The organism is Cognatishimia maritima (genome assembly GCF_900129685.1).
GTDB lineage: Bacteria > Pseudomonadota > Alphaproteobacteria > Rhodobacterales > Rhodobacteraceae > Cognatishimia > Cognatishimia maritima.
The window spans coordinates 1-13,018 of sequence record NZ_FQWM01000008.1 but is presented as its reverse complement, the minus strand read 5'-3'; the positions used below and the strand labels follow the sequence as shown (position 1 = coordinate 13,018).

Below are 13,018 nucleotides of genomic sequence, written 5' to 3'. Positions count from 1 at the left end.
TCCTGCAAAGTAGGGCGTAAGTGATTCGGTTTGCCGAATCATGTAGCGCGATTCACTGATTCGCAAACTGTTTACCCTGATTCTCTTCTGAATTCCTCACCAAAGCGCATTGTTTAGCCATCGCGCTTGGTAAATCCGATTCTCTCCATCAGCGCGTCCAATGCCGCGCGTTCTTCTTTGTCGATGGTCGCACCGTTGTCGCCCACCTCATATTCTGTCGAATCTTCCTGTAGGCTGCGCAACGCCCTGTTACGCGCTTCGGCGGCTTGGCTCAGCCGCCAAGTCACAGCCTCATCAGAAGCGGTTCGAATGTCTTCCTCGGCTTCGGCAAGTTCCGCCTGCCATCCGGCATCAGCGGCCAGTTTGTGCAATTCTTCGGCGACGGTCTGACGAGCCAATTCTATATCCCCCGGCCGGCGCACCGGCGGGGCAATACGCACATGTGGATGCGCCATCAGGAAATCAAGGGCTTCTGGCCCCATCGCGTCTTCGATCACGCCACGCAGATCAAACACCCCGCGATGCACCTGGCGCAGAAGCAGATCACGCAAAAAGCGATGATCACTATCCTCGCAGCTCAGCCGCTCCAACCCTTCTTCGAATTCATCCAAAATGGCAGGCGTCACAATAATCGCAGCGAGGATCACCGCTTCGCGCAGATGCCGGCGACGCGCTTCGTCAGCCGACACGACGAGCGAGGCCTTTGTTGTGCCCTTTGCACCGCTTGGGGCCCATTTGCCTTTGCCTTGCCGCGCGCCACGACGCCCTGAGAATCCGCCGCCACCCTGTGTGCGGAACAGCTGCCAGCGCAGGTCTTTGATGGCTTGCCCATAGTGCGCGCGGATGGACGGGTCTTTGATCAGTTTGATCTTATCGCGCAACGTGCGGTCCAGTGCCGCTTTGCGTTCGGGGCTGTCAAAGACCTTGCCTTCGATCTCCCGCTCCCAAAGCAGATCAACCATGGGCCGCGCCTGATCCAGCACAGCCTGTACGGCCTTTGGACCTTTTGCTTTGATCAAATCATCGGGGTCTTTGCCGTCGGGCATCAGGGCAAAGCGCAGTCCCTGCCCCGCCTCCATCAGCGGCAGCGCCAGATCAATCAGCCGCAGCGCCGCACGGATACCTGCCTTGTCGCCATCCAATGCAATGATCGGTTCAGGTGAAATGCGCCACAGCAATTGCAATTGGTTTTCGGTGATCGCCGTGCCCAGCGGTGCAACTGCGCCGCCAAAGCCTGCCTCTACCAACGCAATCACATCCATATAACCTTCGGCCACGATCAAGGACTGCCCCTTGCCGACGGCTTCCCGAGCGGGGCCGTGGTTGTAAAGGCTGCGTCCCTTGTCAAACAGCGTGGTCTCCGGGCCGTTCAGATATTTGGCGCGTGCATTGGGATCAAGCGCTCGCCCACCCATCGAGATACAGCGTCCGCGGGCATCGCGGATCGGAAAGGTGATGCGCCCCCGAAACCGATCATAGGGCGCGCGGCCATCATCGGGCACCGCAGCCAGCCCCGAGTCGATCACCAACTTGGGATCAATCCCCTTGCCGGTCAGATGTTTGAAAAGCTGATTGCCCTCTGGCGCATAGCCGATGTCAAAGCGGTCTTGGGTGGCTTGGCTCATGCCACGCCGCTCCAGATAACCCCGCGCTTCGGCCCCTGCGCCCGTTTTCAACGACATGCGGAAAAACTGAACGGCCTGCTCCATCACCTCGGTCAGGGTGGCGCGCTTGTCCGCTTTGGCCTGCGCGCGCGGATCACGATCTGGCAACGCAAGCCCAGCTTCGTCGGCGAGGATTTTCACAGCCTCAATGAAGCTGACGTTTTCGCTTTCCTGCACAAAGTTGATGGCATCGCCTTTGGCGTGGCAACCGAAGCAGTAGTAAAAGCCTTTTTGGTCATCCACATGAAAAGACGCGGTTTTTTCGTGATGGAAGGGGCATGGCGCCCACATATCGCCCTTGCCTTGATTGGATTTTCTATTGTCCCACATGACCTTGCGACCAATCACCTGCACAAGGCTGGTGCGGCTGCGCAATTCATCGAGAAAGGCGGGAGTCAGGCTCATGGGCTACTATATGGATGGGACTGGCGACATGTCCAGCGCGGGTCTTGGTTAATGGAGCAGATCGACGCGGCGGCTACTGCGCAAGGCAGGCTTCGGTGTATTTCGGGCCCGGCTCATAGGTCAGTTCTTCGTCTGTCAGGGAATAGATCCACCCCGAAAGGAATTGCACCACCGGCTGATACTGTTCGTCCACAGCCGATTTGCCTTTGGTCAGGGTGCGGATGGCACGGGCCTCGCGTTTGCCGTCCTGCCGCAGCGCGACCAGTTGCGTGACAATTGCCCCAAGGTCCGCGCATTGCTGCGCCTTCTTATCGGCCACTTCATCGGCAGTTGCTCCGCCAGCAGAGAAGAACAGAACCAAAGTCAGAATGTAACGCATGCACACCTCCTGTTGCCGATCCAAGATGCCTTTGCACGCCAACGGCTGCAACTGAAAAAGCCCGCCGAAGCGGGCTTTGACATAGATATTTGAGGCCGAGCCTAAAGCCCTTTGGCGCGGTAGCTGGCGGCAACTTTTTCAATGGAAACCAGATAGGCCGCTGTCCGAAGGTCAGTGACTTTATCATCCCCATGCCAGCGCTCTCGCATAGACTGATATGCCGTGCGCATGGTGTCATCCAGACCGGACCGCACCAATTCCAACTCGCCAGCACCCTGCAGGTACTTTTGTTTGAAGTTCGGCGACATCGACCAAGCATCCCCGAGGTAGTCATCTAAGCGCTGAAGTTCATCAATGACCAACTGGTGGCGTGCCTCTTCTTGACGGCGTTGCATGCGGCCAAAGCGAATGTGACTTAGGTTTTTGACCCATTCAAAATAGGACACGGTCACACCACCCGCGTTGGCATACATATCCGGAATGATCACGGTGCCCTTATCACGCAAGATTTCATCCGCGCCAGCCGTCACCGGACCATTCGCGGCCTCGATGATCAGCGGTGCCTTGATCCGGTCTGCATTCGAAAGGTTAATAACCCCCTCAAGCGCCGCAGGAATGAGGATATCACAGTCTTCCTCAAGCACGCTGACGCCGTTTTCGACGTAAGTCGCACCGGGGAATCCTTTGACGCCGCCGTGTTTCACGATCCAGTCACGCACCGCATCGACATCAATGCTTTTCTCGCTAACCAGCGCGCCATCCCGTTCGATAATACCGACGATCTGAGAGCCATCTTCTTCAGATAAGAACTTGGCCGCGTGGTAGCCCACGTTACCAAGACCCTGCACGATCACACGTTTACCATCGAGTGTGCCGCTCATCCCGGCCTTGTCGATGTCACGTTTGTCGCGGAAGAATTCCTGCAGCGCGTATTGCACGCCGCGACCGGTCGCTTCGACGCGTCCAGAGATACCACCGGCATTTAGCGGCTTACCTGTGACGCAGGCCTTCGCGTTGATGTCCGTTGTATTCATGCGCGAATATTGATCGGCAATCCACGCCATCTCGCGCTCTCCGGTGCCCATGTCGGGCGCAGGCACGTTCTGAGACGGGTGGATCAAGTCGCGCTTGGCAAGCTCATAAGCAAAACGACGTGTGATCAATTCCAGTTCATGTTCTTCATATTCACGTGGATCAATGCGCAAGCCACCTTTTGACCCCCCAAAAGGTGCTTCAACCAGGGCGCACTTATAGGTCATCAGCGCAGCAAGCGCTTCGACCTCGTCCTGATTGACCCCCATGGAGTAGCGGATACCGCCCTTCACAGGTTCCATATGTTCCGAATGCACGGATCGATATCCGGTGAATGTATGAATGCTTCCCCGCAGCCGCACCCCAAAACGGACTGTGTAGGTTGCATTACAGACCCGGATCTTTTCCTCTAGTCCCGGCGGCAAGTCCATCAGGGCAACTGCCCGGTTGAACATGAGGTCGACACTTTCGCGGAAACTGGGCTCGTTCTTAACGCTCATCTTTTTCCTCCCGACAAGCTTGTTGGCGACTCGAGGTCGCATGACCAAAGGTAACCGGGTTTTAAGGAGAGAAGCGAGGGGCGGCTGCCTATTTTTTAGTCAATTTGAAAACTTTTTCGATCACGTCTGCGGGAATTATTTGCGGAAATTGAAAGACGAGACGCTTGCCTTTGGCCGCAAAGCAACCTTCCAAAACGCGTTTTGAATTGTGTCAATGTTACGCCGCCCGGGCCAAAATGTCCTGAAAACCCCTCATTTCGCCAAATTTCAGCCCGAATCCTTTGCAACACATAATTCCGAGAGAGAGTGCCCAGAGTCTGCGCAAGCAGGCTTTGCGGTGAAATTATTGAGGGATCGTGATGGATAGAACGTCACTACAAAGCCGAGGGGCTATATGCACCCGACGCCTTCGCCGCTTTCAGTGCGAAGAGTCGGGGAGCATGGTCTATCTGAGCATCGTGATCTTCCTGATCATCCTTATGGTCGCGGGTATTGGCGTCGACGCCATGATGGCCGAAATGCGCCGCACCAAGATGCAGGATACGCTTGACCATGCGGTGATCGCTGCCGCTGCACTTGAACAAGACCTCGACCCGGCATCCGTTGTAAGCGACTATTTCGACAAGGCCGATCTGGAGGACCACCTCCGGGATATCCAAGTGACTGAAGGTACCGGCTATCGCACTGTATTTGCAGAGGCTGACACCACTTTTGCCACGCAATTCATGCACTTGTCAGGTGTGGATGAACTGACAGTCAACGCCAAGGCCGGTGCCGAAGAGCGCATTGGCGGTGTCGAGATTTCAATGATCCTGGATGTGTCCGGGTCCATGAATTCAAACAATCGCCTTCCAAACCTCAAGGTTGCGGCTAAAGACTTTGTCGATACGCTGACCAGCACGACCGAAGATGGTAAACTTTCCATTTCCATAGTGCCTTATGCAACGCAGGTGTCGGCACCAGAGTCCTTTATCAGTCATTTCAACCTGTCTCAGGAACACAGTTATTCCAACTGCGTGAACTTCGCGGCAACGGATTACGCGACCACGTCGCTTGATCTTGGCACGCCTCTGACACGCACCATGCATTTCGATCCTTGGTCCACCAGCGATGCACGCGATGACAGCCCGATGGGCTTGGTGCCTCGCCCAGTTTGCGTGGACGCAAGCGACAATAGCCGCGAAATGGTAATCCTTGAAAATGACGCAACGCGCCTGAAGTCCTTCATCGACGCAATGTGGGGTGGTGGGAACACCTCGATTGATGTCGGCATGAAATGGGGCACTGCCCTGCTGGACGCCAGCATTCAGCCTGCGATCAACCAAATGATTGCGGATGGTGAGGTCAATCCAGCCTTTTTGGGCCGCCCCTACGCATACACAGAGGCGCAAACCCTGAAGGTCATTGTTCTGATGACCGATGGGCAAAACACCTCGCAATATTTCATCAATGACGCCTACCGTTCTGGAAACTCAAACATCTGGTGGAACCCGACTTCGGAAGTTTATTCTATCTACACCGGACAAGACACAGCTGACGCTGATGGCGACGGGATCACGGACGAGGCCATGTTCTACTGGCCGCATGCCAATCTGTGGCGTGACCACGCCTATGGCAATGGCGTTTATGCTCAAACGCAGGATAGCTATGGCTGCCAGTCTTTTGACGTCGATGGCTCCTGCAGCGCCTACCGGACGATTGCAGGAACCGCTGCTGGCGATGAGCCGGGACAGGCCGTCAATCTGACCTATGCGGACCTTTGGGCGCAGACGTCTCTGCGTCAGAACCGCAATGCCAACTATTACCCCTGGATGGACGACAACCAAGCCAACCGCGACTGGTACAACCGCGTTCGCAATTTTGTCGGCCACTCCACCAAGAATGCACGGACACAAGCGATTTGTGACTCTGCAAAAGCCGAAGGCATAATTGTCTTCACCATCGGATTTGAAGCGCCCGAGGCAGGACAGGCCGTCCTGCAAAACTGCGCGAGCTCTGCCAACCATTACTTTGATGTTCAAGGTCTGGAAATCGCAGATGCTTTCGCCGCCATCGCCGCTTCGATCCGCCAGCTGAGGTTGACTCAATGAAACAGCGCATCACACAAAAACTACGAAACTTTCGCCTAAAAGAAGACGGGAACGCTGCGGTCGAATTCGTCATTATGGCGCCCCTCTTGCTGATCTTGATGCTTGCAAGCGTCGAAATCGGCATGATGACAATCCGCAATTCGCTCTTGGAGCGCGCCATGGACGACACAGTCCGCTGGGTGCGCCTCAACACAGGTGCCGCCCCCACGCATGCGGAACTGAAGACCATGATCTGCGAATATAATGTCGTGCCCGATTGCGAGACAAACCTGCAATTGGAAATGCTGGTGCGCGATCTGCGCAGCTGGGAGGTCCTGCCGGCCAGCTATACATGCACCGACCGCGCCGAGGAAATTCTGCCAATGTCAGAGTTCAGCCTCGGAGAAGACAACGAACTGGTGGTACTGCGCGCCTGCGCGAAGTTTGAACCGCTGTTCCCAAATGCCCTTTTCGCTTCTGTCCTAAGCAAGGATGGCGCGGGTGACGCGGCATTGACTTACACAACCGCCTTTGTACAGGAGCCTCGGTAATCGCCATGCGTAAATTGCTGACACATATCAAAAATTTCGCACGCAACACCAATGGGACCGTTGCAATCGAAGTTGTCGTAATCCTGCCGATCCTGCTTTGGGCGATCGCGGCCATGGCCATCTTCTTTGATGTCTTCCGCACCAAGTCCACAGCGGAAAAAGCGGCCTTTACCATCAGCGACCTGCTGAGCCGCGAGACAAACGCGATCACCCCGACGTTTGTGACCAACACGCGGGTGCTGTTTGACGATATCGTTGGATTGACCACACCTGCGGACGGTGAAGTCGAGATGTCTGATGACTCCTCGATGCGCATTTCAGTGATCAAATGGGACGAGGATACCTTGGCCTATGAATTGCAATGGTCCGAAGTCCGTGGCGCTGCCTTCCTAGGCTATGAAGAAGCGGACATGACCGATCTGGCGGACTCACTGCCCACGATGGCCGATCAAGACACGGTTATTCTGGTTGAGACGCACTTTACCTACAGCCCGAACCTAAACGTCGGACTGGGGGATCGTGACATCGAAACCTTTGTGTTCACCCGCCCGCGCTATGCGCCGCAGTTGGTGTTTGACAGCACAAGCTAACCGCGTTCGGCAACGATCGCTTCGATGATCTGAGCCGCAGGTTTTGATTGCGCGCCTGCGGTGACACCTCCGATCCCGACCCGATTGCCAAACCGCCACCAAAGGCCCGGACGCCAACGCGCCGGGCCCTTTTTTGTGCCCAGCACCAAGGTGAACCCGTTAGAGGGTTTCAATGCAAAGGTGCCGCGTGACACCGCCTGCACATCGTCCAGCTTTGCCAGAACCTCTCCGGTTGAATCCCGCAACTCTTCGCGCGTCAACTCTAGACGCAGGGAGGTAGCTGCATGCATGCGGATTGCCAGAAATATCCATGCCGCGCCAAGCAGCAGCAGGAAGACCTGCCAGCCAAAGGCACCTGGCATCGCCAGAGCGATATAGACCAGCAATGCACCCAGCCCCATTTGCATCGCAATCGCCAGCCAGCGACGCGGCGCGGATGCCTCGATATAAGCGAGAACTTCGTCTGACATAATACCCTCCCCCGGTTCTGTCCCGGCCTAACGCAAATGCGTCGCCGGGACGACCCCCAGAAGTGGGTATTTTAGATCAGTATGGGAAAGGAATTTGGCGATTGATCTGGTCAATGGCGTGGTTGACCTCGTCTGACAGAACCAATTCCTGCCCTTCGATGATCAATGCCAATTGATCCACCGTCGTTGCACCAATGATCGCCGATGTCATAAATGGGCGGCGTTTTGCCCAAGCAAGCGCCATATGCACCGGGTGCAACCCGTGTTTGGCTGCAAGGTCCAGATAGGCCTGCGTCGCTTCAAACGCGCGTTCGGTCTTACGTCCACCCAGCCCGCTACCGATGGTCACACGCGAACCTTCAGGTTCTGCACCATTTTGGTATTTGCCGGTCAGGATGCCAGTCGCCAAAGGCGAATAGGCCAGCAGGCCAACCCCTTCATGGGCCGTCATCTCTGCCATATCCGTGTCATACATCCGATAGAGCAGTGAGTATTCATTCTGCACGCTTTGCATGCGCGGCAGTCCATGTTCTTCGGCCAGCCGCAGCCATTTCAAAGTGCCCCAAGCGGTTTCGTTGGACAGGCCGACGGCGCGGATCGTGCCACGATCCACCTCGGCTTTCAGCGCCTCAAGCACCTCACACATATTGTCGGTGACGGCGTCGGTATCCTGCCCCGAGGGATCATAGGACCAGTTCTGGCGGAAGTGATAGCCGCCGCGATTGGGCCAATGCAGTTGATAAAGATCGATGCAGTCGGTTTGCAGGCGTTTCAAAGAGCCCTCGACCGCGTCTCGCACGGTTTCGCCGATGATCGGTTTACCGTCGCGCACGTATTTGAACCCGGTGCCCACATGTTTCGTCGCAATCACGGTTTCATTGCGACGCCCGGTTTTGGCGTACCATGTGCCGATGATCTCTTCGGTTCGCCCGTAGGTCGCTTCGGTGAGTGGCGTGACCGGATAGATCTCTGCCGTGTCCCAAAAGAACATGCCCGCATCCATCGCCATGTCCATCTGTGTATGCGCATCCGCCTCGGACGTCTGTGTCCCGAAGGTCATTGTACCAAGGCTGAGTTCGGTGACCTCAATGCCTGTATTGCCAAGTTTGTTGAGTTTCATCGCCGGTCCCCCTGCTCTCGCGTTAGCGCAAACCTAATAACCTGAGTGAGAACTACAAGTCCTGATCTTTTTCACAGGTGAAACTATCTTTTTCAGTACAGATACGGCGGATGATATTGAGAACAAAAAGGGAACATGATACCTTGCGTCTCATGTCGCCCCCTGTTCTCAAACGCGCGCACGACCGCCCTGCCCCGCAGTTGACTCTGGCCGAAGGGCTGTCTTTGCGCCTTGGCCGCCTGCATGAGGCCTGCGGCAGCGCGCGGCGCAGTTTTGCGCTGTGGCTGGCGGCGCGGACCGAGGGGCCGGTGTTCTGGGTCTGCCCGCCTTGGATGCCTGACCAGCTAAACCCCAATGGCGTTGCAGAGTTTGCCGACCCAAGCCGCTTTACCCTTGTGGCCCCGCGCCGGGCCGAAGATGTGCTCTGGGCGCTTGAGGAAATTCTTGTGACCGGTGCCGTGCCTTTGGTTGTTGGCGACCTCAGCGGTTTTCCTGCGCTAACCCCGGTGCGGCGTCTGCATCTGGCGGCAGAGAGCGGCGGGGCATCCTCGGGTCGGGCACCGCTGGGGCTGATCCTGACCCCGGACCTTGGCGGGGCACCGGGGGTCGAAAGCCGCTGGCACATGGTGCCACGTTTGGCCGATCACGGGCGGTCGTGGCACCTCACCCGCCTGCGCGCCCGCACCGCGCCGCCCAAAAGCTGGGAGGTCGGGTTTGGCAGCACGGGTTTTACCCCCAAGAAGGAAATAGCAACCGACCTAAAGCCCTTTCGCTGACCCATATGGTGGCCCTGTATCAGCGGCCTCTGCCCGCATGCATCCCCCTCTGGAACTGTCTGCCACTTTGGTCTAGGGAAGGCGTAACGACGGACAAGGGAATAACCATCCATGGCACGCCATCTCATCACTTCGGCCATTCCATATATCAACGGCATCAAACACCTGGGCAACCTCGTGGGCAGCCAACTGCCAGCCGACCTATTTGCCCGCTATCAACGCGCGCGCGGCCACGAAGTGATGTTTCTTTGCGCCACCGACGAACACGGCACACCAGCGGAACTGGCTGCGGCCAAAGCAGGCAAGCCGGTTGCGGAATACTGCGCTGAAATGCATGAAGTTCAGGCCAAGATCGCCGAAGGCTTCCGCCTGTCGTTTGATCACTTTGGCCGCAGCTCTTCTGCGCAGAACCACAAGCTGACGCAGCATTTTGCAGGCCGTTTGGCCGACGCGGGTCTGATCCGCGAAGTCTCTGAAACACAGATGTATTCTCATGCGGACGGACGTTTCCTGCCGGATCGCTACATCGAAGGCACCTGCCCCAATTGCGGCTTTGAAAGCGCGCGCGGCGACCAGTGTGACAACTGCACCAAGCAGCTGGACCCAACAGACCTGATCAACCCCTACTCGACCATCTCTGGTTCTACCGAGTTGGAAGAGCGCGAGACCAAGCACCTTTACCTGCGCCAGTCCGAAATGCGTGAGAAACTCGCAGAGTGGATCGACGGCAAAACCGATTGGCCGATCCTTACGACGTCGATTGCCAAGAAATGGCTGAACGACGGCGATGGCCTTCAGGATCGCGGCATCACCCGTGATCTGGACTGGGGCGTGCCGGTGATGAAAGGCGATGAGCCTTGGCCCGGTATGGAAGGCAAAGTCTTCTACGTCTGGTTTGACGCGCCAATCGAATATATCGCTGCTTCACAAGAATGGGTCGACGCGGGCAAAGGCACCGATTGGGAACGCTGGTGGCGCACCGACAAAGGTGCCGACGACGTGACCTACACCCAATTCATGGGCAAAGATAACGTGCCCTTCCACACCCTTTCCTTCCCGGTCACGATTTTTGGGTCGGGCGAACCTTGGAAGCTGGTCGATTACATCAAGTCTTTCAACTACTTGAACTATGATGGCGGCCAATTCTCGACCTCGCGCGGGCGCGGTGTCTTTATGGACCAAGCGCTGGAAATCCTGCCAGCCGACTACTGGCGTTGGTGGCTTCTCAGCCATGCGCCAGAAAGCTCGGACGCGGAATTCACTTGGGAAAACTTCCAAGGCTCTGTGAACAAAGATCTTGCTGACGTTCTGGGCAACTTCGTCTCTCGCGTCACCAAATTCTGCCGTTCCAAATTCTCCGAAGCGGTGCCAGAAGGCGGCGCCTACGGCCCCGAAGAATTGGCTCTGATCGAAGACATCACCAAACGCGTGCGCGCTTATGAAAAGCACATGGCCGACATGGAAGTGCGTAAGTCCGCGCAGGAACTGCGTGCGATTTGGGTGGCAGGCAATGAATACCTGCAAACCGTCGCGCCTTGGTCGACTTTCAAAGAAGACCCCGCGAAAGCTGCCGTTCAAATCCGCCTCGCCCTGAACCTGATCCCGCTTTACGCGGTCTTGTCAGCCCCGTTCATTCCTGACGCTTCTGCCTCGCTGCTCGCGTCGATGAACGCCGAAGACACCGCATGGCCCGATGATGTCACAGCCGCGCTCAGCCAACTTCCTGTCGGCCACGCCTTTACTGTGCCCGAAGTCACCTTCCGCAAGATCACAGACGACGAGCGCGAGGAATGGCAAGAGCGCTTTGCAGGGACGCGCGACTAACTGTCTGACCACAAAAAGAAAAGGCGGCCCAATCGGAGCCGCCTTTTTCATTGGTACCCTCGGCCGGACTCGAACCGGCACGGCCTATACGGCCTAGAGATTTTAAGTAACTGAAAAATAGACATTTTATTGCATAATGCGGCCTAATAAGGGTCCGCGAGGGCAATAAAACAAGACACAATCGCCTTATACCACCTCCTGAGATTTATCAGGACTTAATCAGAACATGGCCTGTGGTATGGCATAAAAAGGCGATCAAATATGACCACTAAATTGACCCAAGTAGTCGTGGGTAAACTGGCTGAACAACATGATGCAGGAACCCAGATCTATGACAAGGATGCCAAAGGGCTTCGGCTTGTCGTTGGCAAACGAAGCATCTCCTACAAACATGTAGGACGGATTAATGACGGAACGAACCGATATGTTACCGTCATGATTGGCCGGACAGATGAAGTCTCGTTGAAATCTGCCCGTGAACGTTCAGCAGAGTTGCGCCTCGCATTACGGCGAGGTGAAGACCCACGTGTTAAGAAGGTATCTGTCCCAACCTTGGAACAAGCGATGGAGCGCTATCTTAACGGAAGAAAGGACCTGACACCCAACACTGTCGACTCATATAGGCGAAAGATGAACGGGCCGTTGCGTAGCCTCCTTAAATTGCCCGCAGACAGGATCGACCGTGAGGTCGTTCGGTCGCTTCACGAACGTCTGACCAAGAAATCAGGTCCGTATGCTGCAAACGGAGCCATGCGCGTTCTTAAGCTGCTTCTTAACGATGTAGCGCGTACACATGACCTTGGCCCAAACCCGGTGTCTCGCGGCGTTCGCATGAACAAAGAGAAAGCTCGTGATTGGGCTGTTGGACCCAAAGAGATGGCTGAACTCTGGCGGCGTTTAGATGAGATGGATCACCCCCTTCGACGCGCATGCTGGCTCTTGATGCTAACGACTGGTCTGCGTTCCACGAATGCACGTTCAGTTAAGTGGGAGCACCTTGAAGACGATGGTGTGCTATTTGTTCCCCGAGCCAAATCAGGGCGCAGTTTCCATCTTCCCTTGCCTCGCTTGGTTTTGCAGGAGTTGTCCAGAGTCAAAGATCTGACTCGGCCATTGGAAAGCCCATTCATGTTTCCTTCCTCAACTTCCAAGTCAGGGCACATAGAGCAGATGTCACGCATTCGCTCATGGCCCTATGCGCCTCACCAGATGCGCCATACCTATCGAACTCATGCAATGGAAGCTGGCGTCGATTTTCAGTCGGTCACAATGTTGATGGATCACGCCAACACCCATGTTTCATTCAACTACGTGACCCGCGCCCATCTGACAGGTCACCTAAGGGAATGTCAGGAGCGAATTTGTGATCGACTTTTGTCCTATCGAGGCACTTAGACCTAAATAGGTCTTGTTAGGTCAAACAATGGTCTACAGAGCAAAACCAGTTGTCCAAAATACTTACAAAGCAAATGCTGTTGGAGTGGACAATGGACGACATCAAAGATCAACTCGGGCGCATCGAAGACATGTTAATCACAATGAATGTGGACCTGTCACGGTTTGATGCCGCTCCTTTGATAGCATTTACTGCAGCAAAGGAGACGAACTATGGGACTGAAACGGACGGACGAATTCCGC

The 13,018-nt window shown here is 55.9% G+C and carries 11 protein-coding genes; 6 read left to right on the top strand and 5 right to left on the bottom strand.

Features of this window, described 5'->3' with window-relative positions:
- Nucleotides 1–113: 113 nt before the first annotated feature.
- The 3 genes from dnaG to BUA39_RS14410 all read right to left on the bottom strand — a co-directional run bounded on the left by dnaG (nucleotide 114) and on the right by BUA39_RS14410 (nucleotide 3,980).
- Nucleotides 114–2,069, bottom strand: a complete 1,956-nt coding sequence (gene dnaG, locus BUA39_RS14420; protein WP_072793925.1) for a DNA primase — start codon at nucleotides 2,067–2,069, stop codon at nucleotides 114–116.
- 73 nt (nucleotides 2,070–2,142) lie between these two features.
- On the bottom strand, nucleotides 2,143–2,448 hold the full coding sequence (locus tag BUA39_RS14415; protein WP_072793924.1) for a hypothetical protein: 306 nt from the start codon (nucleotides 2,446–2,448) through the stop codon (nucleotides 2,143–2,145).
- A gap of 101 nt (nucleotides 2,449–2,549) precedes the next feature.
- Nucleotides 2,550–3,980 (bottom strand): Glu/Leu/Phe/Val family dehydrogenase, encoded by a 1,431-nt coding sequence (locus BUA39_RS14410; protein WP_072793923.1) that lies wholly within the window; start codon nucleotides 3,978–3,980, stop codon nucleotides 2,550–2,552.
- Between the two features lie 440 nt (nucleotides 3,981–4,420).
- On the opposite strand from BUA39_RS14410, the gene BUA39_RS14405 reads away from it, so the two are divergent.
- Genes BUA39_RS14405 through BUA39_RS14395 form a run of 3 tightly spaced genes read left to right on the top strand, consistent with a single transcriptional unit; the run spans nucleotide 4,421 to nucleotide 7,190 of the window.
- On the top strand, nucleotides 4,421–6,070 hold the full coding sequence (locus tag BUA39_RS14405) for a TadE/TadG family type IV pilus assembly protein (protein WP_084605013.1): 1,650 nt from the start codon (nucleotides 4,421–4,423) through the stop codon (nucleotides 6,068–6,070).
- A complete protein-coding gene (locus BUA39_RS14400; RefSeq protein ID WP_072793921.1) occupies nucleotides 6,067–6,600 on the top strand; it encodes a TadE/TadG family type IV pilus assembly protein in 534 nt (177 codons plus the stop codon). Before BUA39_RS14405 ends, BUA39_RS14400 begins: the two co-directional genes overlap by 4 nt.
- Before the next feature lie 5 nt (nucleotides 6,601–6,605).
- Nucleotides 6,606–7,190 (top strand): TadE/TadG family type IV pilus assembly protein, encoded by a 585-nt coding sequence (locus BUA39_RS14395; protein ID WP_072793920.1) that lies wholly within the window; start codon nucleotides 6,606–6,608, stop codon nucleotides 7,188–7,190.
- On the opposite strand, the gene BUA39_RS14390 is transcribed toward BUA39_RS14395, so the two are convergent.
- Entirely contained in the window at nucleotides 7,187–7,660 is a 474-nt protein-coding gene (locus BUA39_RS14390) for a hypothetical protein (RefSeq protein ID WP_072793919.1), read from the bottom strand. The two genes, BUA39_RS14395 and BUA39_RS14390, sit on opposite strands and share 4 nt — an antisense overlap.
- Before the next feature lie 76 nt (nucleotides 7,661–7,736).
- Nucleotides 7,737–8,780 (bottom strand): aldo/keto reductase, encoded by a 1,044-nt coding sequence (locus BUA39_RS14385; protein ID WP_072793918.1) that lies wholly within the window; start codon nucleotides 8,778–8,780, stop codon nucleotides 7,737–7,739.
- 152 nt (nucleotides 8,781–8,932) lie between these two features.
- Here BUA39_RS14385 and BUA39_RS14380 point away from each other — a divergent pair, with 152 nt between their 5' ends.
- The 3 genes from BUA39_RS14380 (at nucleotide 8,933) to BUA39_RS14370 (ending at nucleotide 12,775) form a co-directional block, all read left to right on the top strand.
- A complete protein-coding gene (locus tag BUA39_RS14380; RefSeq protein WP_072793917.1) occupies nucleotides 8,933–9,556 on the top strand; it encodes an ImuA family protein in 624 nt (207 codons plus the stop codon).
- 111 nt (nucleotides 9,557–9,667) lie between these two features.
- Nucleotides 9,668–11,380, top strand: coding sequence for a methionine--tRNA ligase (gene metG, locus BUA39_RS14375; protein ID WP_072793916.1), 1,713 nt, complete (start codon nucleotides 9,668–9,670; stop codon nucleotides 11,378–11,380).
- Nucleotides 11,381–11,641: 261 nt separating this feature from the next.
- Entirely contained in the window at nucleotides 11,642–12,775 is a 1,134-nt protein-coding gene (locus BUA39_RS14370) for a tyrosine-type recombinase/integrase (RefSeq protein WP_072793915.1), read from the top strand.
- Nucleotides 12,776–13,018: the final 243 nt, after the last annotated feature.